At 39.4% G+C, this 25,298-nt stretch carries 24 protein-coding genes and 3 tRNA genes; 2 read left to right on the top strand and 25 right to left on the bottom strand.

What is annotated here, in order from left to right:
- Window positions 1-115: 115 nt before the first annotated feature.
- The 9 genes from V7122_RS18670 to V7122_RS18630 form a co-directional block, all read right to left on the bottom strand.
- Window positions 116-904 (bottom strand): MBL fold metallo-hydrolase, encoded by a 789-nt coding sequence (locus tag V7122_RS18670; RefSeq protein WP_335528179.1) that lies wholly within the window; start codon window positions 902-904, stop codon window positions 116-118.
- A 6-nt stretch (window positions 905-910) separates the two neighbouring features.
- On the bottom strand, window positions 911-1,714 hold the full coding sequence (locus V7122_RS18665; protein ID WP_335345059.1) for a two-component system regulatory protein YycI: 804 nt from the start codon (window positions 1,712-1,714) through the stop codon (window positions 911-913).
- Entirely contained in the window at window positions 1,701-3,023 is a 1,323-nt protein-coding gene (locus V7122_RS18660; RefSeq protein ID WP_335345060.1) for a YycH family regulatory protein, read from the bottom strand. The genes V7122_RS18665 and V7122_RS18660 overlap by 14 nt, the downstream gene beginning before the upstream one ends.
- Window positions 3,020-4,852, bottom strand: a complete 1,833-nt coding sequence (gene walK, locus V7122_RS18655) for a cell wall metabolism sensor histidine kinase WalK (protein WP_335345061.1) — start codon at window positions 4,850-4,852, stop codon at window positions 3,020-3,022. Before walK ends, V7122_RS18660 begins: the two co-directional genes overlap by 4 nt.
- A 9-nt stretch (window positions 4,853-4,861) precedes the next feature.
- The gene (yycF, locus tag V7122_RS18650; protein WP_335345062.1) at window positions 4,862-5,572 is read right to left on the bottom strand and encodes a response regulator YycF; all 711 of its coding nucleotides are present in this window, start codon (window positions 5,570-5,572) and stop codon (window positions 4,862-4,864) included.
- A gap of 224 nt (window positions 5,573-5,796) precedes the next feature.
- Window positions 5,797-7,272, bottom strand: coding sequence for a M23 family metallopeptidase (locus V7122_RS18645; protein WP_335528175.1), 1,476 nt, complete (start codon window positions 7,270-7,272; stop codon window positions 5,797-5,799).
- Between the two features lie 375 nt (window positions 7,273-7,647).
- Window positions 7,648-7,720, bottom strand: a tRNA-Phe gene (locus tag V7122_RS18640).
- A gap of 226 nt (window positions 7,721-7,946) precedes the next feature.
- Window positions 7,947-8,018 (bottom strand) — tRNA-Glu (locus tag V7122_RS18635).
- A gap of 7 nt (window positions 8,019-8,025) precedes the next feature.
- Window positions 8,026-8,101: transfer RNA gene (locus V7122_RS18630), tRNA-Lys, on the bottom strand.
- A gap of 318 nt (window positions 8,102-8,419) precedes the next feature.
- On the opposite strand from V7122_RS18630, the gene V7122_RS18625 reads away from it, so the two are divergent.
- On the top strand, window positions 8,420-8,623 hold the full coding sequence (locus V7122_RS18625; RefSeq protein ID WP_335528173.1) for a hypothetical protein: 204 nt from the start codon (window positions 8,420-8,422) through the stop codon (window positions 8,621-8,623).
- Between the two features lie 360 nt (window positions 8,624-8,983).
- Here the strand turns inward: V7122_RS18625 and V7122_RS18620 are convergent, their stop codons facing one another.
- The 13 genes from V7122_RS18620 to V7122_RS18560 all read right to left on the bottom strand — a co-directional run bounded on the left by V7122_RS18620 (window position 8,984) and on the right by V7122_RS18560 (window position 21,392).
- Window positions 8,984-10,276: an adenylosuccinate synthase gene (locus tag V7122_RS18620; protein ID WP_335528171.1), complete on the bottom strand. Its 1,293-nt coding sequence runs from the start codon at window positions 10,274-10,276 to the stop codon at window positions 8,984-8,986.
- Between the two features lie 203 nt (window positions 10,277-10,479).
- The gene (dnaB, locus tag V7122_RS18615; protein WP_066296068.1) at window positions 10,480-11,835 is read right to left on the bottom strand and encodes a replicative DNA helicase; all 1,356 of its coding nucleotides are present in this window, start codon (window positions 11,833-11,835) and stop codon (window positions 10,480-10,482) included.
- Window positions 11,836-12,011: 176 nt separating this feature from the next.
- Entirely contained in the window at window positions 12,012-12,461 is a 450-nt protein-coding gene (rplI, locus tag V7122_RS18610) for a 50S ribosomal protein L9 (RefSeq protein ID WP_335528168.1), read from the bottom strand.
- Window positions 12,458-14,431, bottom strand: coding sequence for a DHH family phosphoesterase (locus V7122_RS18605; protein WP_335528165.1), 1,974 nt, complete (start codon window positions 14,429-14,431; stop codon window positions 12,458-12,460). Before V7122_RS18605 ends, rplI begins: the two co-directional genes overlap by 4 nt.
- 74 nt (window positions 14,432-14,505) lie before the next feature.
- Window positions 14,506-15,447, bottom strand: coding sequence for a YybS family protein (locus V7122_RS18600; protein ID WP_335528162.1), 942 nt, complete (start codon window positions 15,445-15,447; stop codon window positions 14,506-14,508).
- 257 nt (window positions 15,448-15,704) lie between these two features.
- Window positions 15,705-15,941 carry a 30S ribosomal protein S18 gene (gene rpsR / locus V7122_RS18595; protein ID WP_221847803.1) on the bottom strand — a complete coding sequence of 79 codons (237 nt, stop codon included), beginning with the start codon at window positions 15,939-15,941 and terminating at the stop codon, window positions 15,705-15,707.
- Between the two features lie 50 nt (window positions 15,942-15,991).
- Window positions 15,992-16,501: a single-stranded DNA-binding protein gene (gene ssb / locus V7122_RS18590; protein WP_335345070.1), complete on the bottom strand. Its 510-nt coding sequence runs from the start codon at window positions 16,499-16,501 to the stop codon at window positions 15,992-15,994.
- Window positions 16,502-16,564: 63 nt separating this feature from the next.
- Entirely contained in the window at window positions 16,565-16,852 is a 288-nt protein-coding gene (rpsF, locus tag V7122_RS18585) for a 30S ribosomal protein S6 (protein WP_335345079.1), read from the bottom strand.
- Between the two features lie 236 nt (window positions 16,853-17,088).
- Window positions 17,089-17,979: an ABC transporter permease gene (locus V7122_RS18580; RefSeq protein WP_335528159.1), complete on the bottom strand. Its 891-nt coding sequence runs from the start codon at window positions 17,977-17,979 to the stop codon at window positions 17,089-17,091.
- Window positions 17,980-17,992: 13 nt separating this feature from the next.
- The gene (locus V7122_RS18575) at window positions 17,993-18,913 is read right to left on the bottom strand and encodes an ABC transporter permease subunit (protein ID WP_335485228.1); all 921 of its coding nucleotides are present in this window, start codon (window positions 18,911-18,913) and stop codon (window positions 17,993-17,995) included.
- Window positions 18,914-19,069: 156 nt separating this feature from the next.
- Window positions 19,070-20,170 carry a redox-regulated ATPase YchF gene (ychF, locus tag V7122_RS18570; protein ID WP_335345073.1) on the bottom strand — a complete coding sequence of 367 codons (1,101 nt, stop codon included), beginning with the start codon at window positions 20,168-20,170 and terminating at the stop codon, window positions 19,070-19,072.
- A gap of 122 nt (window positions 20,171-20,292) precedes the next feature.
- Complete coding sequence (locus tag V7122_RS18565) at window positions 20,293-20,490, bottom strand: DUF951 domain-containing protein (RefSeq protein ID WP_335345074.1); 198 nt, start codon at window positions 20,488-20,490, stop codon at window positions 20,293-20,295.
- Between the two features lie 2 nt (window positions 20,491-20,492).
- Window positions 20,493-21,392: a mechanosensitive ion channel family protein gene (locus V7122_RS18560; protein ID WP_438823990.1), complete on the bottom strand. Its 900-nt coding sequence runs from the start codon at window positions 21,390-21,392 to the stop codon at window positions 20,493-20,495.
- Between the two features lie 326 nt (window positions 21,393-21,718).
- Between V7122_RS18560 and yyaC the strand changes: the two genes are divergently transcribed.
- Complete coding sequence (gene yyaC, locus V7122_RS18555) at window positions 21,719-22,339, top strand: spore protease YyaC (RefSeq protein WP_335528157.1); 621 nt, start codon at window positions 21,719-21,721, stop codon at window positions 22,337-22,339.
- Between the two features lie 34 nt (window positions 22,340-22,373).
- Here the strand turns inward: yyaC and V7122_RS18550 are convergent, their stop codons facing one another.
- From V7122_RS18550 to V7122_RS18540, 3 genes are all read right to left on the bottom strand, one after another.
- The gene (locus V7122_RS18550) at window positions 22,374-23,087 is read right to left on the bottom strand and encodes a DUF554 domain-containing protein (RefSeq protein ID WP_335485226.1); all 714 of its coding nucleotides are present in this window, start codon (window positions 23,085-23,087) and stop codon (window positions 22,374-22,376) included.
- A gap of 163 nt (window positions 23,088-23,250) precedes the next feature.
- Window positions 23,251-24,093 (bottom strand): ParB/RepB/Spo0J family partition protein, encoded by an 843-nt coding sequence (locus tag V7122_RS18545; RefSeq protein ID WP_335345077.1) that lies wholly within the window; start codon window positions 24,091-24,093, stop codon window positions 23,251-23,253.
- Window positions 24,086-24,847: a ParA family protein gene (locus tag V7122_RS18540; RefSeq protein ID WP_335345081.1), complete on the bottom strand. Its 762-nt coding sequence runs from the start codon at window positions 24,845-24,847 to the stop codon at window positions 24,086-24,088. Before V7122_RS18540 ends, V7122_RS18545 begins: the two co-directional genes overlap by 8 nt.
- Between the last annotated feature and the right edge of the window lie 451 nt (window positions 24,848-25,298).

The following is a 25,298-nucleotide window of genomic DNA, read 5'->3' as shown; positions in this document are numbered from 1 at the left end:
CTGGTCAAATCAGCAATCTTACGAGTTTGTTCATAAGTTAGAACCATTTTTTTAATAATAAAAAGGAGCAGGAAACCCCTCACAAGAGGCTCCCCACTCCTTTCCTACATCCACCTTAAACTGCCGTCAGTGCTGTCGGTGTCTTTGGATCTGTATCATACAGCTCAAACTGCTCTCCCACAATAATGCCTCTGCTTTCAAGCGTCTGCGTTACTGACATTCTTGCTAGTTCCTTAATATTATTATCCTGGCTTAAGTGTGCCAGATAAAAGCGCTTTGTACTATCACCGGCCACTTCACTCATTGCGATCGCCGCATCCTCATTGGATACATGTCCGACATCACTGAGGATTCGTCTTTTAATGCTCCATGGATATCGGCCCATCCGCAGCATTTGGACATCATGGTTGCTTTCAAACACATACGCGTCCGCATTAGATATGAGCCCCTTCATTCGATCACTTACATACCCTGTATCCGTAATCAAAACGAGCTTTTTCCCAGAATGGTGGAACACATAAAACATCGGATCTGCGGCATCATGTGAAACCCCAAAAGATTCAATATCTAATGAACCAAATGATTTAACCGTCTCCATGGAAAAAGTAAATTTCTGCTCCACAGGGACCTGTCCTATTAAACCATCCATTGCATTCCATGTCTTTTCATTTGCATAGACGGGTAATTTATATTTTCTTGCGAGTATCCCGACACCTTTAATATGATCACTATGTTCATGTGTAACTAAGATGCCAGAGAGCTTCCCCATATCCCGGTCAATCTTTTGAAACAAGGCTTCCATTTGCTTTCCGCTCAAGCCCGCATCGACAAGAAACGAATGATCCTCAGTCTCGACAAAGATTGCATTCCCCGTACTACCACTCGCGAGTACGCTGAATCGCATATTCTCTCACTCCACTATATTTTTATCTTCGTTGTTTAATTGGATGATCTGCCCCTCAAAGGCGTGAACAAATACATCTTCTTTATCATTGATCACAAACCTCCATGCAGGAGTCAGCACCTGTGACGTGCTTGTTTGAACAAAGTTGAAATAGCCAAGCTCCACATTTGTAATCTTACTCTTTGGCTTTAAGGAGCCATTTTCATATAGCGTTTCAATCGCCTTCAGGGGCTGGATAATCTTCTGTTCTTCTGATAGCTCTTCAATTTCCTCTAGCATGGATTGCTGGTAGGTCACAATATCATTCTCTTCATTTAAATAAATAGTTAGCTCGCCGCTCATATTATGATAGAAAACCTTATCATCGAATTGTTGGTAATACGTAATCGCATTCTCTTCCTTTTTCCAAAAACGATATTGATCCCCGTACAAAACATTGTTTTTGACAAATGAATTTATTTCTGCCGTATCCAATTTATCACTAAGCTCATATGGCTTATCAAGAACAAACTTTAGCACGTTGCCTGTATTGACCTGCAGTCTCTGCCCCTTTAGCTTCGTTCTCTCTAATGATTCAATTTCATCATTATTGAAGTTTTTTGGCTTTGCACTTAAATACGTATCTTTTGCATAGTTTTTTGGGAGCTCGACATACTCGATTTCGTCTGCCTTTAATCGCTTTTCAAAGGAAGTTTCTGTACTATACTCATACTGGCTGGAATCGTTTAGCTTAAAAAACTCATACATTAAATAGATATCCAGGACGAGGAAGGTTAATATGAAAATGGTTTTGATTCTACTCCAATCCACGATTAGCCCCTCCCATTGTCTCATCAATGGATAACTGATTCCAGGAACCATTATATTTATAGAACCAGCTGGGCTCTAAATACACTAGCCTTGAATCCTTTTCCATCGCATAGCCGAGCATCATATCCTGCAGATGAGCCAGTTCAATTCCTTTCAATTCCAATAACCCAAGGGCCTCTTGTCCTGATGGAAGATTAACTTCAGTCGCTTCCATTCTGAGCCCAATTAAAAAGTTACTCCTGAAATACTTATAGATTTCACTTTGGCCCCAAGTTTCGCGAATTTCTGAAATTCCGCTGCCTTCACTAAAAATAGGATATCCTTTGTCATCATAAATACGGAACAATACCTGGCGGCTCGTTTCGTCCATTTCAACAAAACGGTAATTATCGGTCCAGCCCCCATGATCATTGACAAAATCAATACTCCTTTTCAGCAGGCTTTTTGAAGTCAATTGGCTTTCGCTGCCTCCTACTGGATTCACATATGAGAGCGTATTTCGATCGTTATTCACACGCATTAAGCTTGAGCCATTTGTGTATTCCTCTCCAGATTGCTGAAAGCTCTTCTTGACGACAGTAGGATCCTTAAACAAAGCATTCTTGAACTTTTCTGACTCTAAAGGAGTCGATAAAAACTGATATTGAAGCATTTTAGGCGCATCCTCTGGCAGGTAAATAACCCGATTGCTAGAAACCTTAAACAGAAAGTACTTAGCATAATGAAGGCTATATTCGGCATTATTAAAAAAGCCATTATAAAAACTTTGCACGAAGGATGCAGGCACTTGGCTTCGGAAAGCCTGGCCCTTTTCAGATGAGATGAAATAGACAAATCCTTGATCCTTTTGAATTCCCTCAGTATCAATAACAATTCGGTCAAAATAAAAATCTGGGATCTTTTTTTCCTTCATATCAATGATTGTTCGGTAAAAATCAATTGGTATTGAATCAGGAAAAAGAATGACTGCATTTCCGGAATTATGAATGAATGACGGGTAATTCTTTATTTCACTAGTGACATTTATAAAATCTGTAAAATTCCATCTGCTAATTTCAGAAATGATCTTATCAATTTCACCCGCATCTGTCGTCCCAAAATGCTTTTCCTTCGTATAGTGGTAGATCACTCTGTCTGGCTTAACAATCTCTTCCGCATCCTTTTTCTCACTGATGGCGACTTCTTGAACTGTTTTTGTTTTTTTCATCGTTTCTAAGTTTGGCTGATATGTCCAGATGCTCCATGTTAATAGCACACTAAAGCATACTAAAATGACTAATATGAGTGATTTAATATTTTCATATGTCATTCCCAATCATCCTCTTCAGTACGATCATATGGCAGGCTGAACGAAATGGTTGTTCCTTTTCCTTCTTTACTTGTCGCCCATATTTCCCCGCCGTGTGCTTCTACCATTTCTTTAGCGATTGCAAGCCCTAATCCAGTGCCTCCAAGTTTTCTCGTTCTAGCCTTATCCACCCGGTAAAATCGTTCAAAGATCTTATTGATATTTTCCTTCGGTATCCCTACTCCCTGGTCAGAAACACTAATAACGACAAATTCATTCTGTTCCTCAAGCCTAAAGGTTATTTTTCCACCCTCTGGGGAGTATTTAAGAGCATTCGAAATGATATTATCAATAACCTGCGTTAGTTTGTCTCCATCCATTTCAACGAACGCTGAATGGTCGGGGAGTTTTCTTTCAAAAGTAACATTCTGCTGTTTCGATAATTCAAAACGGTCGATAATTCGATTATAGAACCTAATAACATCTATCCATTCCTTCTTCAAGCTTAATTCCCGGCTGTCCATTTTTGAAAGCTGAAGCAGATCATTAACAAGGCGAATCATTCGCTCTGTCTCCGTCTGAGTTACATCTAAGAATTTCGGAGCAATTTCTTCATCCTGCCAAGCCCCTTCTGCCAAGGCCTCTAAATAACTTCTCATTGTTGTTAGTGGCGTTCTCAGCTCATGGGAAACATTTGCAACAAATTCCCGGCGCTCCATATCAATCTTTTCCTGCTCCGTAATATCATGGAGAACAGTAATGAGTCCATTAACAAATCCCGTTTCCTTCTGAATGACAGAAACATTAGCTCTCAGGATTAATGTATTTGAAGGCTTGCTATAGTCCAAAATGATTGAATCCCGTTCAGATAGCAATTCATCAAATGTATAATCTTCATCAAGACCAAGAAGTGAAACAATCGGCATCGATAAAACTGTTTCACGTGAAACATTCAGCATGTCGGCAGCAGGTTCATTGATTAAAATAACCCTTCCTTTTCGATCTGTTGCAATCACTCCGTCTGTCATATAGGAGAGTACAGATGACAGCTTGCGTCTTTCCCCCTCAGTTGTAGCCTGAGCTTCCTGCAATTTTTTCGTTAAATTGTTAAAGGTCATGGCTAGCTGGCCAATTTCATCATTGCCATATATTTTAACTTTACGGGAGAAGTTTCCCTTCGCCATAGCAAGAGCCTGTCTTCTCATATCTGACATTGGCCGTGTAATGGTTTGAGTTAGAAGGACACCCAAAATCGCTGTAATGGCAAGGGCAATTGCTGTACCGGAAATAAAGATACTGTTAATTTGCCGCATCTGCTCGAATACATTTTCTATTTTTGCAACGAGGTAGATGGCTCCTCTTACCTCGCCATTATGCTTAATTGGTGTAACTAAAACCCAGATTCGATTGTCCGTTTGGGAATCAATAAGCTCGTCACTTGCCTGTTGAGAGGTGGCAAGCGTCATTCTTATTAATGTATCAGTATCTCTTTGCCCGACAACGCCTTGGTTATCAGGGTCAGAGGTTCCCAGGATTTTTAACGTATCCCCCTCAATAACCCTAACCTCAGTAATGTCTTCCGAATTATAATCTCTTAACAGCCGGTAAACATCTTCCTCTAGGGTCGGACCCTCCTCATCGGGCAAGCGCTCCTTCGTCATCTGCTCCTCCAGATAATAAGCAAGCAGATTTACACGATCCTGGATGGTTGTTTTAAAATTATCCTTAAGTGTGGATTCTAATTGTCTAACAAAGTAAACGCCAATAATTTGCATGGCAATCAATATGAGCAACACATAGATGATGACAAACTTAAGATGAATAGAACGAAAAAAGCCTACCTTTTTCATTGAATGTCCTTACTCCTGTTCAGGGTTTCGTAAATAGTACCCAACTCCCCTTCTTGTCACAATCCAGGTTGGATGACTTGGGTTATCCTCAATTTTCTCTCGGAGTCTTCGAACAGTTACGTCAACTGTCCGAACATCCCCGAAATAATCATAACCCCAAACTGTCTGAAGAAGATGCTCACGGGTCATGACTTGTCCAATATGCTTTGCCAAGTAATGAAGAAGCTCAAACTCACGGTGAGTCAGTTCAATGGTTTCTCCTCTTTTTGACACAATATAAGCATCTGGATGAATGATTAAGGTGCCGACCGTAATTTCATTCGTCTCATCCTCTTCATTCGCATTGGCAGCCATATGCTGATGCCTTCTCAAATTCGCTTTGATACGGGCAATTAACTCTCTTGTACTGAACGGCTTTGTCACATAGTCATCTGCCCCAAGCTCAAGACCGATAACCTTATCAATTTCAGAATCCTTTGCTGTCAGCATTATGATGGGCATATCGTATTTTTTCCTTACTTCCCGGCAAACCTCAATTCCATCTCTCTGTGGAAGCATAATATCAAGAAGAATAAGGTCTGGTTTAATTTCTTCCACTTTTTCGAGAGCGTCATTTCCATCATACGAACAAAATACTTCAAAGCCTTCTTTTTTTAAGTTAAATTGCAATATGTCAGCAATCGGCTTCTCGTCATCAACTACTAGAATTTTTCTTTCCATGTAATTCTCCTTTTCATGAAGATTGATTTATTTTGATTGATAGATTTTGTTTATTATCATTCAATTTTACTTTAACATGTTATAAATGTGAATTCATCTATTAAGAAAAAACGTTGTATTCTCTAGGATGTCAGAGGCAGGGCTGGATAATTATTAAATAGTTACCATTACCTAGTTTGTTAAAGTAGAAAAGCCTCTAGTATCGAAACTAGAGACTTTGATCTTTAACGAATATATTTTAGAGGGTTTTGGAGTGCACCATTTTTATAAAGTTCAAAATGTAAATGTACACCTGTAGAATTTCCAGTAGACCCCATTACTCCTATTTTGGAGCCCTTTGAAACGACTTGTCCCGGGCTTACACTAATAGATGATAGATGTGCATAGATGGTACGGTAGCCATTCTGATGGTCAATCACAATTTTGTTACCAAAGCTGCCTTGATAGCCTGCAGATACAACTACCCCATTATCAGCTGCTTTGATCGTGCGATTGCTCGGTCTCGCTATATCAATTCCTTTGTGCAATCTTCCCCAGCGATTGCCTACATGACTTGAAACATATCCTCCAACCGCAGGCCAAATAAAGCTGCCTTCACCGCGTGATGGAATCACCTTAGTACCTTTGACGACAATATGATTAACAGGCTGTTCAAGAATTTCCTCTTTTACAATTTCCTTCGTCACCACTTGCCCATTCTGTACGGAGATATGATAAGTGGCAGCCCGTTTTCCATCTTTTCCTTCTTGCTTAACCTTTGTATCCCCTTTGAACATATTTGCATTTTCCACTACTTCTTTTTTAAAAGGGATCACTTCATTTGTGAAGTATTCCTTATCAATAATTACGTGAATAAATGGTTTTAAAATGGTTACGTTCAATTCCTGGCCAATTTGCAGAAGGGAGTCTTCTGATAATCCCGGATTAAGGTCTAGCAGCTGCTCGACTTTAAGGTTATGAGCGTGTGCAATTCCACCTAGCACATCCCCTTCTTTCACCATATATTTGACTTCCTCTAAAGATCCCTTTTCAAGAAGCTTAACAGCATCCTCAACAGAAATAATATTTGCTGGCTCAACTTTTTCAGTTTTGATGGAAACTTCTTTTGAAAGTTTTACGTCTAATATACGAGTTTCATTTTCTTTCAATGGGGGTAATGTACTAGTATCAGAAGTTTTCATTGCCTCAACTGCTTTTAATTCATCTTCTGACACATATTTTAACTTCAAGTTTTTAATAATTTCATTTGCTTGATCTTGATTTTGGACGTAGGCAACTGGATTCCCGTCAATGATAAGGGCAGAAGCCTCGGCCTGTACCTTAATTTCTTTCATTACTTCCTCTGCCACCTCTGTATGATTCGTTTCAGAGTTTGCATGGAAAACCTGCTCTGGTACATATGTAACCTCAGAGTTTAAAGAAAGCTTTAGCGTTTCATTCGAGGACTGAGCCTCTTTCAATTTCTTATCAATTAAACCTTCTATGGCCGTTTTATCAGTAACTGTCCCAATATATTGTTTATCTACATAAACATAGTAAACAGTTGTCAGCTTTTCAGTATTGGCATGTGCTGAAATACCAGCAGCAAAAGAAATTGCACCTACAGCAAAAACAGTTAATGCGGTAGTTTTGAAGGCAGTTTTAAATTTATTATATGTATGTGTTTTGATTTTCGTGAATTTATTTGTCGAATCTTGCATTGGTATATCCTCCTAGACTACGGCAACAAATACACTTCCAATTAGTGCTATATAACTATTATTCTATTTACCATAATTTTTTCACTTCTATACTTTACCATAAAATCCATCTAATAGACTATTTGACTTCATAATGTAACATAATTGTATAAATGATGACAATTTACTGTCATAAGGGCCTAAAATGTCGATTGAATTTTGTCGAAATGAAGAGAAAGACTAGTACATAAAGCTTATTATGACTAGGTTTTTCCTACTATTTTTTTAAAAAGAGGGTATAAGCGCGGTATTTTAACATTTCTTGTTAAAGGGAGTGGATTATTACAGTTATGTAACAAAAATAGAGTATGAACAAGTTCATACTCTATTTGGTGATGGCTCAGGACGGAATCGAACCGCCGACACAAGGATTTTCAGTCCTTTGCTCTACCGACTGAGCTACTGAGCCGTATATAATATAGTTTCCTAAAGTTTGTTTAGCTTAAAGAATGTGCTCCAAATCCCTGCGTGATTTGTCGCAGATTTTAAAAGTTTACCATTCGGGGAAGGGTTGCTTTGTAGCTGTAATCTTTTAAAATCCTCTACCAACTGAGCTACTGAGCCGTATTATATGTATTAATGCCATCCAGCAAGGTGGCCGGGCTTGCCTGCCGCTTACTGGATGTCATTTGCCATGACCCGTACGGGATTCGAACCCGTGTTACCGCCGTGAAAGGGCGGTGTCTTAACCGCTTGACCAACGGGCCTAAGAAATGGTGAGCCATGAAGGACTCGAACCTTCGACCCTCTGATTAAAAGTCAGATGCTCTACCAACTGAGCTAATGGCTCGTATAATATGTTGTTTCCTAAATATTGATTGTAGTCATAAATGTGCTCCAAATCCCTGCGTGATTTGTCGCAGATTGCTACAGCTGCTATTCGCTGATGTAATGCTCCGGACTGCAAGCTTCTGCAATCAGCTAATGGCTCGTTTATGACGACGCTTTTTATAATAGCATAGAAATATAATAGTGTGCAATACTTTTTTAAAAAAAATACTTTTTATCATACACTCTGCATTATTCTACAAATAGGCAAATATCCTATTCCTCTTTAAAAATGGACACATATACTAAGATTGTAATAATTTGAGGAGGGATATATAAAATGGAAAGACAATTCGGGTATGGAGGATATCCCGGCTATGGTGGGTATCCTGGTTATGGCATGGGGGTTGGTGGATATCCTGGTCATGGTATCGGATATGGCGGGTATCCTGGTTACGGCATGGGATATGGCGGGTATCCTGGCTATGGTATGGGTTACGGCGGTTACCCTTACCATCATCATGGATATGGTTGCCATTACTGAGAGGGGCTCTATCGGATCTGATAAATTATTCAAATTAATTTAGTATTTGAACGCAAGGCAATCCTGAATAAATTGATTGAACCTAAATTTTAATAAGAATGAAATGAAGATGAGCTGTTTGGTAAAGGTAAGTTTTATTTAAATTGCATAATTGGACAAAAAAAGGCATCTAATAGCCAAAAGCCGGCTTATCGGATGCCCTTTGCCTATTGATGACCTCTTTGTGTAAATTTACATTGAGAGTGGGAAGCTGATGACCACCGTTGTAATAAATTTTTCTACTTGCTTAATTTTACGGACTTATTTGACAGCGCCCTAACCATTCCCTTTAAAAAATCCTGATTTTTATATTCATAGCTATTAGTTTTGCCGCCAAGGGCTTCTTACTACATTAGTTTGTGTGCGATCAGGGCCTACTGAGAAGATCGATAACGGAATTCCAGTCACTTGTGAAACGCGCTCAATGTAGTGCCGTGCATTGGCGGGTAGCTCATCTAATGTTCTACAGCCAGTAATATCCTCTTTCCAGCCCGGTAGTTCCTCATAAACAGGTTCACATTCTGCTAGCACCTTTAAGCTTGCAGGGAATTCCTCTATCACTTCCCCTTTATAGCGGTAGGCTACACAAATTTTTAAAGTTTCAATTCCAGTTAATACATCTACGGAATTCAATGACAGATCTGTAAGCCCGCTCACACGGCGTGCATGGCGGACAACTACACTATCGAACCAGCCGACACGGCGCGGACGGCCTGTCGTTGTTCCATATTCCCGGCCTACCTCCCGTATTTGATGGCCAATTTCATTATCAAGCTCTGTTGGAAATGGACCGTCCCCCACTCGAGTTGTATATGCTTTACATACACCTACAACATGTTTAATCTTGGAAGGACCTACACCTGAACCAATGGTTACTCCCCCGGCGACAGGGTTAGAAGAGGTAACAAATGGGTAAGTTCCCTGGTCAATATCGAGCATGACCCCTTGTGCCCCTTCAAAGAGAACTCTGCGCCCCTCATCAAGGGCATCATTAAGTACAACTGATGTATCACAAACATAATGTCTGATCTGCTGTCCATATTCATAATATTCATCTAAAATTTCTTCTATTGTAAAACCCTGTGTATCATAAATACGTTCCAATAAACGATTTTTTTCTTCCAGATTGCGTGCAAGCTTTTCTTCAAAAACTTCCTTATCCAATAAGTCAGCGATACGGATGCCAATCCTCGCTGCTTTATCCATATAGGCAGGGCCAATTCCCTTTTTCGTTGTTCCAATTTTATTCGCCCCTTTTCTCTCTTCCTCCACTTCATCCAATTTAAGATGATATGGGAGAATGACATGGGCACGGTTGCTTATGCGGAGGTTATCAGTTGCTACTCCTTTTTCGTGCAGATAGGCAATCTCCTTAATAAGTGCTTTAGGGTCAACCACCATCCCATTACCGATCACACTGATCTTTTCACGATAGAAAATCCCTGAGGGAATCAAATGCAGTTTATACGTTTCCCCGTTAAATTTAATCGTATGGCCCGCATTGTTTCCACCTTGATATCGAGCAATGACTTCAGCATTTTCAGATAAGAAATCGGTAATTTTGCCTTTTCCCTCATCTCCCCACTGTGTTCCAACAACGACAACTGATGACATTTTTACAAGCACCTCCGGATTTATCAATCACGATTGATTTCCATTTGAACAACACCATTTTAGCAATCATTTTACGGAAAAGTCAACAAAACACGAACTATTCTATTAAAGTATTGAAATATGTTCGTATTTATATGAAAATAGGAAAATAAAAAAGAACCAGCTATAAAAACTGGATCTTCCACTATAATTATATGAATTTTTTAAGCACCAGGAGGATCATCATATCTTCTCTCTAAGTTTACGAATTTATTATACTCTTTCACAAAGGCAAGCGACACAGTACCTGTTGGACCATTACGCTGCTTCGCGATGATGATCTCAATGATATTTTTATTCTCTGATTCCTTGTCATAATAATCATCACGGTAAAGGAATGCGACGATATCCGCATCCTGCTCGATACTCCCTGATTCACGGATATCAGACATCATTGGTCTTTTATCTTGACGCTGCTCCACTCCACGGGAAAGCTGGGATAGAGCAATAACAGGAACTTGTAATTCACGTGCTAACCCTTTCAATGATCGGGAAATTTCCGAAACTTCTTGCTGGCGGTTTTCCCCAGAGCGTCCGCTACCGAGAATGAGCTGCAAGTAATCAATTAAGATCATCCCAAGGCCATGCTCCTGCTTCAGACGGCGGCATTTGGAACGAATATCTGTAATCCGCACACCAGGTGTATCATCGATAAATATCCCTGCATTCGACAAGCTTCCCATCGCCATCGTCAGCTTGCCCCAGTCTTCATCCGTCAAGGAGCCTGTACGCAGTCTTTGTGCGTCAATATTTCCCTCTGCACAGAGCATACGCATGGCGAGCTGCTCGGCACCCATCTCAAGGCTAAAAATCGCTATATTTTCCCCTGTTTTAGTTGCTACATTTTGCGCAACATTTAAGGCAAATGCCGTTTTCCCAACGGAAGGACGTGCCCCAACAATAATCAAATCGTTGCGCTGAAATCCAGCCGTCATTTTATCAAGCTCGGCGAAACCAGTCTCAAGCCCTGTAATGTCGCCCTTCCGGTTATGCATGACTTCAATATTATCGTATGTGCGAACAAGAACATCCTTAATATTATGAAAGGCACCTGCATTTTTCCGTTGAGCTACTTCTAGAATATTCTTTTCCGCTTCCCCTAGTAGGACCTCAACCTCATCCTCACGGGTATAGCCATCCTGAGCAATGCCAGTTGCCGTACGAATTAGTCTGCGGAGAAGGGATTTCTCCTCAACAATCTTTGCGTAATACTCAATATTAGCTGCTGTCGGAACAGATCCCGCAAGCTCACTTAAATAGCTGACTCCACCTGTATCCTCGATCAACTTTGCTGCTGCAAGCTCTTCCGTCACGGTAATTAAGTCAACTGCTTTTCCCTGATCGCTTAGCTTTAACATCACATTGAAAATCTTTTGGTGGGCTGCACGGTAAAAGTCCTCAGGAATCAAAATTTCAGAAGCTAAAGTAAGGGAAGATGGCTCGAGAAAAATAGCCCCTAGAACCGCCTGCTCCGCTTCAATATTTTGGGGTGGAAGACGATCTGCAACTAATTCATTCATCTATAAAAACCTCCTTTAATATTGTCCAGAGGAATATGAAAATTAAATAACGATTACAGTAAAAAAAATAATTAAAAATGGCTAAAAGCTTAGAAAAAATGTGACCAGCAGAACCGATCACATTTTTTTCAACTCTTCTATTTTATCATGTTTATGAGCTAATGGAACTTCCAAATTTAGTTTACTTCTTTTACATGGACATTCAAAGTGGATGTCACTTCTGTATGAAGTTTAACAGGAACCTTCGTATAGCCTAATGAACGAATGGCATCTGGCAGCTCAATTTTGCGCTTGTCAATTTTGATATTGTGAGCCTTCTGCAATTCTTCTGCAATTTGCTTACTCGTAATCGAGCCGAATAGTCGACCGCCTTCGCCCGCTTTTGTCGAGAATTCCAATGTAATTTTATCCATTGTTTCCTTCAACTTTTTGGCATCAGCCAGTTCTTCTGCCGCTAACTTTTCTTCTTTCTTCTTTTGAGCATTTAATGTGCTAATATTTGCTTGGACTGCCTCAACAGCTAGGCCCTGTTTAATCAAGAAGTTTTGTGCGTATCCGTCCGCAACATTTTTGACTTCCCCTTTTTTTCCTTTTCCTTTAACATCCTTTAAAAATATGACTTTCATTCCTTTTTTCTCCCTTCCATATATTCATCAATGGCGGCAAGTAAACGTTCTTCTACTTCATCTAGAGAATGATCTGTCAGCTGAGTTGCCGCATTCGTTAAGTGCCCTCCGCCATCTAGGCTTTCCATGATGACTTGAACATTGATATCCCCTAGAGATCTTGCGCTTACTCCGACTGTATTTTCAGATCGCTTCGAAATAACAAAGGAAGCAAGTACGCCGTCCATCGTCAGCAATGTGTCCGCTGTCTGTGCAATTAACACTTGATGAATTTCCTCATCAGGCTGTCCCTTTGCAATCGCAATGCCTTCACGATAAAAATACACATTTTCGATTAATTTTGCCCGTTTAATATAAGTCTTAACATCTTCTTTAAGGAACTTCTGCACGAGAACGGTGTCAGCTCCCTGAGAACGCAAATAGGAGGCCGCATCAAAGGTTCTTGAACCAGTCCTTAGACTGAAGCTCTTCGTATCAACAGTAATTCCAGCTAGTAAGGCAGTTGCCTCAAGCATATCGATCTTTCCATACTTCGGCTGGTACTCGAGGAGCTCGGTCACTAGCTCAGCAGTCGATGAAGCATAAGGCTCCATATAAACAAGCAGCGGATTATGAATGAACTCTTCTGCCCGGCGATGGTGATCGATGACGACAACATGGTCTATTTTTTGAATGAGCTTATCCTCAATAACCATCGAAGGCTTATGAGTATCGACAATCACCAACAGCGTGTCGTCTGTTGCCATTTCTAATGCCTGTGCCGGGGTAATAAATTTGGAATACAATGATTCAGTTTTTTTGATTTCTGTCATAAGTCTTTGAATTCCGGTGTCAATATCTTGAGGATTAATGACGATATACCCCTCACGCTGATTCATCTGGGCAATTTTTCGAATGCCAATGGCCGCTCCGATTGCATCCATATCAGGATTTTTATGCCCCATAATAATCACCTTATCACTCTCAGTGATCAACTCCTTCAGAGCATGGGCAATGACACGCGCACGGACCCTTGTTCGCTTTTCAACAGGATTCGTTTTCCCGCCGTAGAACTTAACTTTTCCGTTTGTCTGCTTAATGGCCACTTGATCTCCGCCGCGCCCAAGAGCTAAGTCGAGACTTGATTGAGCAAGAACACCCAATTCAGGCAAGGATGAGACACCCGTTCCAACTCCGATACTTAATGTTAGAGGAAGGTTTCTCTTTGCCGTTATTTCTCTAATATCATCTAGAATCGAGAATTTCCCTTTTTCAAGGTACTGAAGTATTTGTTCATTAAAGACAGCAATAAATCGATCAGAGGATACCCTTTTTAAGAAAACCCCATTATCTGTTGCCCATTTGTTCAAAATGGAGGTCACAATATTGTTAAGGCTGCTTCTCGCCTGATCTTCCATCCCTTGGGTCAGTTCATCATAATTATCTAAAAAGATAATAGAAATAACGGTTCTTTCTTCTTGATACAATTTTTCAATTTCTGTTTGTTCTGTTACATCAAAAAAGTAAAGCAGTCGCTCTTCCAATTTCAGAATAACACGAAGCTTACGGTCATGAAGCGTAATCACTTCTGTTTCCACTTCCTGTTTGATTAATGGGACTAGGAAATCTGCAACATCATAAAGCGATCTTCCTACTAACGTATCTTCATCAAAGCATGAAGCCAGAAAAGGATTGGTCCATTCAACGTAATAATCATCATTAATGAGCATAATCCCAATTGGCATCTCCATTAAGGCCTCTTCGCCAACCTTTTTTACCCGGTAGGATAAAGTAGATATGTATTCTTCTGTTTCCTTCCTCTGTAAATAAATGATTTTAAATAGGTAATAGAAGGGAAGAACAACAAGAAGAAGTCCGATCAGGCCAAAAATCCAGTTATAATACGCTAATATAATAAGAAGCACCACTGTTATGCCCATCAATCCATAGATTGGATAGCGAATGGAGCGCTTTTCTAAATATGACGGCATGTTTTCAGCTCCTAAACAGCAGTGTTTAGAGCATGTCTTATTCAGGAGATAGATTCATCCTTTTGGACATACATTTATTTACTCTTTTCTAATCTTTTTCTTAAATCAAACCCTAAGTCAATTATACCTAATATCCTTACAATAGAAAGGAAAATTGGAATGATGAATGTAAAGACCACCGCAAAAATAGGGACAGCCTTTGAAATGCCCTTTTTATGACAAAAATAAGAAATAAGCGATAATCCTTGAAGGACCATAAACATTTGAAGCAGAAATCCAATATTCATTAACGCCATATACCAATAGGTGCCTTCTTCAGGATTTAGGGCAAATGAGGCCAACATCGTTAATAAATAATACCATAGAATACTTTTTGGCAGAACAATCTCTCTAAAGGCCTTCCAGCGTTCTATCTCTACTCCAAAACGTTTAACGATTGGAAATGAGACTAGTTCTATTAATAAAACCCCAAATAGGGCAATTAATACAAATAAACTTGGTGTTAGAGTATCAAGCAAATTTAACGATGCTTCAAACTGCTCGATTATTTTCTCACTTGATCCTTGCCCGATCGTTTCTAGCATGCTTCGCGACTCATCAATAGATTCCCTTAGCACACTAATAGATTCCTTTATAAAGTTAATTTTGAAGAAAACGACTGCAACTGCATATTGGATTAATACCGTTGCGAGAAATACTAATGAAGCAGCTAAATAGGAAACGGTCCTGCTTTTCCTCTCCTTAATCAATTGCCCGATTACGATGCCTGTCAAGCCATAGGTGAGCGTAAGAGGAACCGCAAGCAGCGTTCCTACAATCAGGGAGATTAGAACAGCAGCAATAAAGAAAACAAACGCAAACATGCGTGTGTTTTTCGCCCCAAACAGAATAAAGGGCACTGCCAAAAATAGATTGCTGACGACACCAAGTATCGGAATATACATCGTTATTAATATGAGAACGGCATAGGCTGCTAATAAAACAGCCCCTTCAGTCAGCTTATGTACATTTTTCATTTTTACACCTCTTTTTAACGGGACACCATAAATTCTATTTTAGCTAGTATTTTAGTCATATTCAACTAGGAAGGGCGGGATGTCCTGTCATCGGTGGTAGGCGCTCCTCCTAATAGCAAACGCTTCTACTCGTGCGATGATTATGATGCCGAAGCGCTCCTTGTGGAGCTAGACAGTTCTCAAACTTGAGAAATGTTCGCCTATCATTGTAATAAAAAAAGCACAACAGGTTGCCCCTTGTTGTGCTTTATTATCTATTATTCACCTGCAACGTATGGCAGTAATGCCATTTGGCGTGCACGCTTAATCGCAACAGTTAATTTACGTTGGTATTTAGCGTTTGTACCAGTTACACGACGTGGTAAAATTTTACCGCGCTCAGAAATGAACTTTTTAAGAAGATCTACATCTTTGTAATCGATGTGAGTGATTCCGTTTGCTGTAAAGAAACAAACTTTACGACGTTTTGCACGTCCTCCTCTACGTCCTCCCATAGCCATGGTCATTTCCCTCCTTTTTTTTATTTAGTCGTTCAATAATCAAGTTAGAATGGCAGATCGTCATCTGATATGTCGATTTGTCCACCGTCATTTGCAAATGGATCGTTATCTACCCGCGTATAGCCTTGATTATTTCTGTTGTTTTGTGGTTGTTGATTCTGATTGTTGTTATTTCCAAATGGGAAATCCTGTTCTCTAGGTGCGCCATAATTAGCATTTTCGCCTCTGGAGCTATTCCGAGGCTCAAGGAATTGAACACTTTCAGCCAATACCTCTGTAATATATACACGCTTTCCATCCTGACCATCAAAGCTGCGAGTTTGAATTCTTCCATCTACTCCGGCAAGACTGCCCTTTTTCAAGAAGTTCGCCACGTTTTCAGCAGCTTTTCTCCAAATAACACAGTTGATGAAGTCAGCTTCTCTTTCACCTTGTTGATTCGTAAACGTACGGTTTACAGCAAGAGTGAATGAAGCAACCGCTACACCATTTGGGGTATATCGTAAATCAGGATCCTTTGTCAAACGTCCAACAAGAACAACACGGTTCATCATCAGAATCAACTCCTTTCTTCCAAATGTTTCACATGGAACATTTTGGAGGTTACAATTTATCTATTATTTCTCATTTTTAACAACGATATGACGGATAATGTCTTCGCTGATTTTCGCTAAACGAGAGAACTCGTCAATAGCTGGAGCTTCAGCGTTAACATGGATTAATTGGTAGAAGCCATCACGGAAATCATTGATTTCGTAAGCTAGACGGCGCTTACCCCAATCCTTTGCTTCAGTTAACTCCGCACCATTTTCAGTTAAGATTCCGTTAAAACGCTCAACTAGAGCTTTTTTAGCTTCATCTTCAATGTTTGGGCGGATGATGTACATAATTTCGTACTTTCTCATCACTTTTACACCTCCTTTTGGTCTAAGCGGCCCTTTCTAAAGGGCAAGGAGCAATTATTCATTACTCACAAGATGAAAGTATAGCACAAAATATCAGCTTTTGCAATGGACTAGACCTCTATAAAGGAATATTTGATTTATGGGCTTCATCTTTATCGTTTGGTTTTTTATCCCCCTGCTTCTTCTTCACTATGTATCTCGGATTGTTTTAATACTGAGGCTCTTCCATTCATACCCTACTGGATATGCCGATTAAAATGCTGCCTAATTCCTTCTCCCAAAATATTAAATGTGAGCGTGGAAATCACAATAGCCAGCATCGGAAAGAACGGAATCCAAAACGCCCGTATTACATCCTTCCGTGCCTCCCGAATAAGAGTTGCCCAATCCAGACTTGTATTGAACAGCTCACTATACCCATATGTAACTTGCACAATGTCCTGTGTAAGAAATACATTGATAATGGCAAGTTGCCCAATTAGGATGGCCACCCTTCCTGCATCGATAAAAAAGTTAACAATAATACTTGGAAAAAGGTTAGGAAAATAGTGTAAAACTAACATTTTTATTGGATCAACTCCGATCGTTATCCCTGCTTCAATAAATGGTTTTTGAGATAGACCATAAGCCTCCTGCTGAATAATAAAGCTAACTCTTCCTACTTCAATTAAGGCAATAATGACAATTGTCCAATAGTATCTATGCTCATGAAAAAGAAGAAATGGCAATGTTAGAACTAAAGCGGCTGTAAAAAGGACTGGAAAGCTGGAAAATAGCTGATTCCACCATTTATTAAGCCATGAAATAACCCCTCTATTCCTCATTCCAAGAAGCCCTAACGGAATAGCAAATATATACCTTAGGATCACAATGCTAAATATGAGAATAAACGTATCTTTTGCCCCCATGATTAATAGACTTAATAAATCTCGCCCCTCCCGATCAGATCCAAGAGGGAACATGTCAGAGGGGGGAAAAGGAGCTACAGAAATTTTCCCTGGCCCTGGGAAGATCACCCTTTCCCCCTTTAAATCCGAATCCACAAACGAAAGAGAAGGGCCAAAAATGGTAAAAAAGGCCAATACACTAGCCATGATTAGTCCTATAATTAAATAATAGTTACGCAAATATATCTCCCCTTTAAGGAATCCGTAAACTTCTCTTAATGATAAATCCAAGGACTTGTGCAATTATGACAAATAGGAGAAAACATAAACTGATTCCAATAATCATACCCGGTTCGAAGTTTCGAAAAGCTCCCATGTGAAAGCCTAAGCCGAAACCAAGGGCTGTAATTAATCGATAGGCCATCCCTTCATATCCAATTAAATATTCAACAATGATTAAACTAGACAATAAGTGAATCATGAGTGAGGTCATATGATTAATAACCGTTTTCAAAGCATTGCGAAACATATGTTTATTAATGACCTTTGACATCGGAAATCCCTTTGACTGTGCCACTTGGATATAATACTGGCCTTCTTCATTAGCTAAAGCATCTGAAGTGATTCTAGCCATATACATCATTGGGTAAATGGAAATTAGAATGGCTGGCACAATAAATCCATACCAATTCGTCTGACTAAAAAGGCGCAACGTTGGAAAGGTAAATATAACGAGCCATTGAATACTTATGACAAGGAAGAAATCAGGTATCGATTGCAAAAGCCATGTGAACCCATGGCCAATGATTCTCTTCTTATTTGATCTATTGCGATAATCAAAGATTCCCTTCCCAATCCCTATTAATAGGCTAAGAAAAAAAGCAGGGAGAAGCAGCTTTAAACTATTGGGCACAAACCGCCTAAGCTCATCCTCGACCGTCAAACGTTCATGCTTCGTTCCCCCTAAGCTTTTTTTATCCCATATATGCTGTATGTATGTCGTAATATCTTTCTTGTACTCCTGCCAAGAGAATTGATATTCCATCTGTACCGTTAAAGCCTTTCCACTAACAGAGAGTACTGGATTTCTTGGAAATAGGACAACGAGAAATAATCCCGCAATGATAACAGCATAAAGCAGTACATTCTTCAAAATCACCCTTGCTATATTCATGTAAAAGACTCCCCTTATGTTCTATCTTCTTTTGAAAGTATAGCAAAAAGAGGTAAAATTTTCTATAAATTCGGTATATTCGTAATTCTCGCCCTTCATGAGGCTAAAAATGGCGTTAAAAAAACACTGCAGATTCGTACTCTGCAGTGTTTCCTTTTATACATTAAAACGGAAGTGGATAACATCTCCGTCTTGAACAATATATTCTTTTCCTTCTAAGCGAACCTTCCCAGCTTCACGTGCCGCAACCATATTTCCTCCAGCTAACAGATCATCATAGGAAACCGTTTCTGCACGGATAAAGCCTCTTTCAAAGTCAGAATGGATAACCCCGGCACATTGTGGAGCTTTCATGCCTTTTTTGAATGTCCAAGCACGCACTTCCTGTACACCAGCTGTGAAATAAGTAGCTAGTCCAAGAAGGTGATAAGCGGAGCGAATTAATTGATCCAGTCCGGATTCCTCAATTCCAAGCTCCTGAAGAAACATTTCCTTTTCTTCTCCTTCTAGCTCAGCAATTTCTGATTCTATTTTGGCACAAATGACAATGACTTCCGCATTATCATTTTTTGCAAATTCTTTTACCTGTTGGACATATTCATTAGAATTCGGGTCTGACACATCGTCTTCCCCAACATTGGCTACATATAGAACCGGTTTAATGGTTAAAAGATGCAGTCCCTTAGCAACCTTCATTTGCTCTTCTGTAAATTCTACTGTTCGAGCAGGCTTGTCCGCTTCGAAAGCCTCTTTTAATTTCTCAAGAATCTCCATTTCAAACATAGATTCTTTATCTTTTTGTTTCGCCATTTTTCCAACTCTGGCAATCCGCTTTTCAACAGATTCAAGGTCCGCCAAAATTAACTCCAGATTAATCGTTTCAATGTCAGAAAGCGGGTCAACCTTGCCGGCAACGTGAGTAATATTATCATCCGCAAAGCAGCGGACTACCTGGCAAATGGCCTCTACCTCACGGATATGGGATAGAAATTTATTTCCTAGCCCTTCTCCTTTGCTCGCTCCTTTTACAATTCCCGCAATATCCGTAAATTCAAATGTTGTTGGAACGGTTTTCTTCGGCTGAACAAGCTCTGTTAATTTATTTAAGCGATAATCAGGAACCTCTACAATTCCTACATTCGGATCAATCGTACAAAATGGGTAGTTCGCCGATTCTGCCCCCGCTTGGGTAATCGCATTAAATAATGTCGACTTTCCGACATTCGGCAACCCTACAATACCTGCTGTTAAAGCCATCCAAGTCACTCCTCAAATAAAAAAATATCTATGAAAATCACTTACAATCGGTATATGAATTCCTTCACAATTATAGAGATTAACTAAGAAAAGCGCAAGGTGCTCGACCAAACCGCCGGAACTTATTCCTCATGCTTCACAAGGATTTTCTTCATCTTTCTCGCAAATTCCCTTCTTGGGATTAATACACTGTGTGAACAGCCTTCACATTTTATCCGGATATCGGCTCCCATACGAATAATTTTCCAGCGATTAGTTCCACATGGATGCTGCTTTTTCATTTCGACAATATCATTTAAATTGAATTCCTTTTGTTCCACGATTAGCCCCCCATTCCGTCTTTTGTTTTCTTTAATTCTTCTTCATTTCGCGAATACATGACAAGGCGAGGGAACGGCACATCAATTCCATTCTCCTCTAAGCATTGCTTAATTTCCTTCCTTAATTGCCGTGCGATATAGAAATGCCTCATAGGCAATGTTTCAGACGTAACTCTGATTGTGAGATTGGAAACATCTAAAGTTTGCACACCAAGAATTTCAGGCGGCTTCACCATATCCTCATACTTTTCCGGCAGATTCTCCAGCAGCTCCTGCAGAACCTTCTCTGCTTTATTGATATTACTTTCATAAGCAATATTTACATCCACAAAAGCCACACTATTATTGATTGAAAAGTTCGTTACCTGGTTAATACTTCCGTTAGGCAATATATGTATTTCCCCGGTCCAACTTTTAATTTTCGTTGTCCTTAGTCCAATTTCCTCTACGGTCCCCATAAACTGGTCCACCTGAATATAATCCCCTACCGAAAATTGATCCTCAAAAATAATAAAGAATCCCGTGATGATGTCCCGAACAAGATTTTGTGCTCCAAATCCAATAGCCAATCCAACAATTCCCGCACCAGCTAATAAAGCCTTCACATCGATGGTCATCGTTTCCAAAATCATCATTAAGGCAAAGAAAAACGCCACATATGTAAGAATATTGACTAATAGCTTTACTAATGTAGCCTCACGCCGCTCTGAAATTCGAATAAGCGAACTGTGCGTCCTAAGTTTAAATATTTTTAAAATGACAGCCTTTCCTATTTTAATAAAAAGACCCGTCAAAATAATAATAAATAAAATTTTAAGAGCCCCATTCCCGATTGCCATCCAAGTTTCTTCATTTGATAAAACTTCAATTTTTTTATTAAAAAATGTCCTTATATGGTCCAATCCTTCACCTTCTTTAAATAGAGGTTCGCTTTTTTGTATCAAAAAACTTACTTTATTTAAGCTTAGTGCATCTATTAAGGGCAAGCAATCATAGATTAGAATAACCCAGTAATCATAAGAGATAAAGCAAGTTCATTTTAACAATTTCTCTCTTAGTTTTGTACCCCTTCACAGCACGATTTCCCCACATACTAAACACCATGTATAGATTACTAATATTTTCCGTATACTGTTACTACCTAAAATGTGGATGTGGAATAGCAGGTGAAAACTGTATACATACATAAAGAAAATTTCCCTGTTCCCAACAAAAAGGAGTGGATCCAATGGATTTTAGACCTCAGCTTTTTGAAAAAAAAGCAAATGCGGAAAGAATCGTGCATGATGAACCGAATGCCGCCCATCAGTTAGCTTCGCAAATCAACCAATTATTGCCAACTAATTTCAGAAACCGGCCTATTGTATTTGTCTGTATCGGGACTGACCGATCAACAGGGGACTCATTAGGTCCACTCATCGGAACACTTCTTGAAGAAAAAAGAATGCCCTCCTTTTTCGTGTACGGAACTTTAGAAAATCCCATTCATGCTGTAAATATGGCTGACAAACTGGCGGAAATTCAAAAAAAGCACTTTAATCCTTTTATCATTGGCATTGATGCGTGCTTAGGGCGTTTAAAAAGTGTAGGTGTGATTCAGATTGGAGAGGGCCCTGTGAAGCCTGGTGCTGGTGTGAATAAAGAACTTCCAGAGGTAGGGCATATGCATATTACAGGAATCGTCAATGTTAGCGGCTTTATGGAGTTCTTTGTCCTGCAGAATACAAGACTTCATCTTGTGATGAACATGGCCAAAACCATTGCGAACGGAATTTACAACGCAAACTTACTTTACAAACCAGAACGAACTATATCAAGATTTGATTCAGAACAAGAGAAAATAACATAAGGAGAGGATAATAAGGCTCCCCTCCTTTTCTTTTTTAAAAATATAATTGATAAAAATAAATAATCGTCACAATTAACCCTACTACAGCAATTCCAGGAAGTAAATTAGCTACGCGAATTTTGATAATGCCGGTAAGATTTAAACCAATAGCAAAAATCATGATTCCTCCAGTAGCTGTCATTTCTTTAATAAAGCTATCCATAAGAATCGGCGGAACAAATTGATCGATCTGTGTAGCAAATAGGGCAATTAGTCCTTGGTAAATTACAACAGGGATAGCCGAAAACAGGACGCCAATTCCAAGAGTAGTCGTTAAAATCAACGCAGTAAAACCATCAATTATCGACTTTGTGTAAAGCACATCATGATCGCCTCTAATCCCGCTGTCCAATGCGCCAATAATGGCCATGGCACCAATCACAAAAATAAGTGTAGCCGTGACAAATCCTTGAGAAATACTCCCCTGACCATTAGAGCCAATTTTCCTTTCCAACCAATCACCAAGTGCATTAAGCTTATTCTCCAAAGCAAAATACTCACCCAGAACAGCCCCAAATACAAGGCTGATAATAACGACTAGGAAATTCTCACCCTTTAAGGCCATTTGAAGGCCCAAAACCATGACAGCCAGTCCAATGGCATGCATGACAGTCCCTTTCATATTTTCAGGGATTTTATTAAGCATTTTCCCTAAAAGGGTACCAATAATAATCAATAATCCATTTACAAGCGTACCAAGTAGAAACATTTTTTCACCTTACTAGTTAAATTTCGACATACGAATGAAGTTAAAGATACACTACCATGAACGAGAGATAGATGACAATCATTTTTTCAAAATTTCGTTAATAGATAAGTAGAAATCTCCAAAAGCCAAAAAAATAAACCATCCTATGATGGCTTAAAATAGATTATTTACTTGTTTCAAGCAGTTCTAAAATCCGATCTAAATCTTCCTTGGAAAAGAACTCTATCTCAATTTTTCCTTTATTATTTGTTTGTTTTATATTAACCGTTGTTCCGAATCTCTCACGTAGGAAGGATTCTTGCTCTTTAATAAAAATATCCTTTTTAGGTGCAGGCTGTTTTGTTTCACGTGAAACATTATTGAGCTGTTGAATTAACTGTTCTAACTGCCGAACATTTAAGTTATCTTTAATGATTTTCTCAACTAACACCATAAGCTTCTCTTTACTTCTTAGCCCCAATAAGGCTCGGCCGTGGCCCATGGTGATTTTCCCTTCGGAGATCAGTGTCTGGATTTTTGGAGGCAAGGAGAGTAAGCGAATATGGTTTGCAATATGCGGCCGGCTTTTTCCAAGACGCTTTGCTAGTTCTTCTTGGGTAATCTTCAATTTTTCCATTAGAAGCTGGTAGGCAGCACCTTCTTCAATTGGGGTTAAATCCTCACGCTGCAGATTTTCTAATACAGCTAATTCCATCATCTGCTGTTCATTCAATTCTCTAACGACTACCGGAACCGTTTCTAATTTCGCCGCTTTTGCTGCGCGATACCGTCTTTCCCCTACAACAATTTCATAGCCCTTTAAGCTTTTCCGTGCGATGATTGGCTGCAAAATACCATGCTCTAGAATCGACTGGGTTAACTCTTCAATTGCTTCCTTCTCAAATATTTTACGAGGTTGATAAGGATTAGGACGCAGCTCTTTTAAATTGATTTCCCTAACTGATTCCTCTTTGGTCTCCATGTTGGAAAAAAAAGCGTTAAGCCCCTTCCCTAAACCTTTAGCCATTCGAAACCACTTCCTTTGCTAAATCTAAATACACCTCTGCACCACGTGATTTAGGATCATAAGTAATAATAGGTTCACCATGACTCGGCGCTTCACTAAGGCGGATATTTCTAGGAATGATTGTTTGATACACTTTATCCTGGAAATATTTTTTCACCTCTTCGATAACTTGAATGCCCAAATTTGTTCTCGCATCCAGCATCGTCAGTAACACGCCTTCAATTTTTAAATCATGATTTAAATGCTTCTGAACGAGGCGGACTGTGTTCAAAAGCTGGCTTAGCCCCTCGAGGGCGTAGTATTCACATTGAACTGGAATGATGACAGCATCAGATGCTGTAAAGGAATTTAATGTTAATAAGCCAAGAGATGGCGGACAATCAATAATAATGTAATCGAAGTTCTCTTTAATTTCCTCTAAGGCACGTTTTAAACGCACTTCCCTTGAAATCGTCGGCACTAATTCAATTTCTGCTCCAGCTAGTTGAATCGTTGCAGGAATAGCATATAAATTCTCAACTGTAGTTGGGCGAATAACCTTCGCAGCTTCTACATCATCTACTAACACATCATAAATACATTGATCAACATCTGCTTTCTCTATTCCTACCCCGCTTGTCGCATTCCCTTGAGGGTCAATATCTACTAGCAAAACCTTTTTTCCTATGTATGCTAAACAGGCACCAAGGTTCACGGATGTAGTCGTTTTTCCTACTCCACCTTTTTGGTTTGCAATTGCAATGACTTTGCCCACGATATCACCTACTTTCATCTATAAATAAACTTCTATGAATATATTTAAGACTTCGAAATTACTGTCAAACTATTAAAAAGGCAATCATGTATTCTATTTTAACATGAAAAAGACGAGAGAATAAATTTTAATTGATAAAATGCAATCTTCTAAATTGAACATAATCTGAATGAAAGGAATAGCAAGTATTAAGGGGAGATTTAACGTGAGGAGTAGTCGAAGCTTATGATCAAAAAATGAGGATAAAATCGAGCTTCATGAACGATTCATAGTGCGCATTTTCGACTATACCCTTGCTAAACGAGAGTCATGAACACTTCATAGTACGTGTTTTCAACTGTACCCTTGCTAAACGAGAGTCATGAACACTTCATAGTACGCATTTTGACTGTACCCTTGCTAAACGAGCTTCATGAACACTTCATAGTGCGTGTTTTCGACTGTACCCTTG

The sequence above is a fragment of the Bacillus sp. JJ1532 genome (assembly GCF_036965085.1).
Classification (GTDB): domain Bacteria; phylum Bacillota; class Bacilli; order Bacillales; family Cytobacillaceae; genus Cytobacillus.
Note: the sequence above shows the minus strand (reverse complement) of the source record. Positions and strands in the feature narration are given on the sequence as shown.

Excerpts from the sequence above, each read along its gene's own strand:
- V7122_RS18575 (WP_335485228.1), bottom strand. The coding sequence starts at position 18,913 with ATGAATATAGCAAGGGTGATTTTGAAGAATGTACTGCTTTATGCTGTT.
- walK (WP_335345061.1), bottom strand. The coding sequence starts at position 4,852 with ATGAAAAAGGTAGGCTTTTTTCGTTCTATTCATCTTAAGTTTGTCATC.
- yyaC (WP_335528157.1), top strand. The coding sequence starts at position 21,719 with ATGGATTTTAGACCTCAGCTTTTTGAAAAAAAAGCAAATGCGGAAAGA.
- dnaB (WP_066296068.1), bottom strand. The coding sequence starts at position 11,835 with ATGAATGAATTAGTTGCAGATCGTCTTCCACCCCAAAATATTGAAGCG.
- rpsF (WP_335345079.1), bottom strand. The coding sequence starts at position 16,852 with ATGAGAAAGTACGAAATTATGTACATCATCCGCCCAAACATTGAAGAT.
- V7122_RS18600 (WP_335528162.1), bottom strand. The coding sequence starts at position 15,447 with ATGAAAAATGTACATAAGCTGACTGAAGGGGCTGTTTTATTAGCAGCC.
- rpsR (WP_221847803.1), bottom strand. The coding sequence starts at position 15,941 with ATGGGAGGACGTAGAGGAGGACGTGCAAAACGTCGTAAAGTTTGTTTC.
- yycF (WP_335345062.1), bottom strand. The coding sequence starts at position 5,572 with ATGGAAAGAAAAATTCTAGTAGTTGATGACGAGAAGCCGATTGCTGAC.
- rplI (WP_335528168.1), bottom strand. The coding sequence starts at position 12,461 with ATGAAAGTCATATTTTTAAAGGATGTTAAAGGAAAAGGAAAAAAAGGG.
- V7122_RS18625 (WP_335528173.1), top strand. The coding sequence starts at position 8,420 with ATGGAAAGACAATTCGGGTATGGAGGATATCCCGGCTATGGTGGGTAT.
- V7122_RS18645 (WP_335528175.1), bottom strand. The coding sequence starts at position 7,272 with ATGCAAGATTCGACAAATAAATTCACGAAAATCAAAACACATACATAT.
- V7122_RS18670 (WP_335528179.1), bottom strand. The coding sequence starts at position 904 with ATGCGATTCAGCGTACTCGCGAGTGGTAGTACGGGGAATGCAATCTTT.
- ychF (WP_335345073.1), bottom strand. The coding sequence starts at position 20,170 with ATGGCTTTAACAGCAGGTATTGTAGGGTTGCCGAATGTCGGAAAGTCG.
- ssb (WP_335345070.1), bottom strand. The coding sequence starts at position 16,501 with ATGATGAACCGTGTTGTTCTTGTTGGACGTTTGACAAAGGATCCTGAT.
- V7122_RS18660 (WP_335345060.1), bottom strand. The coding sequence starts at position 3,023 with ATGACATATGAAAATATTAAATCACTCATATTAGTCATTTTAGTATGC.
- V7122_RS18545 (WP_335345077.1), bottom strand. The coding sequence starts at position 24,093 with ATGGCTAAAGGTTTAGGGAAGGGGCTTAACGCTTTTTTTTCCAACATG.
- V7122_RS18605 (WP_335528165.1), bottom strand. The coding sequence starts at position 14,431 with ATGCCGTCATATTTAGAAAAGCGCTCCATTCGCTATCCAATCTATGGA.
- V7122_RS18550 (WP_335485226.1), bottom strand. The coding sequence starts at position 23,087 with ATGTTTCTACTTGGTACGCTTGTAAATGGATTATTGATTATTATTGGT.
- V7122_RS18620 (WP_335528171.1), bottom strand. The coding sequence starts at position 10,276 with ATGTCATCAGTTGTCGTTGTTGGAACACAGTGGGGAGATGAGGGAAAA.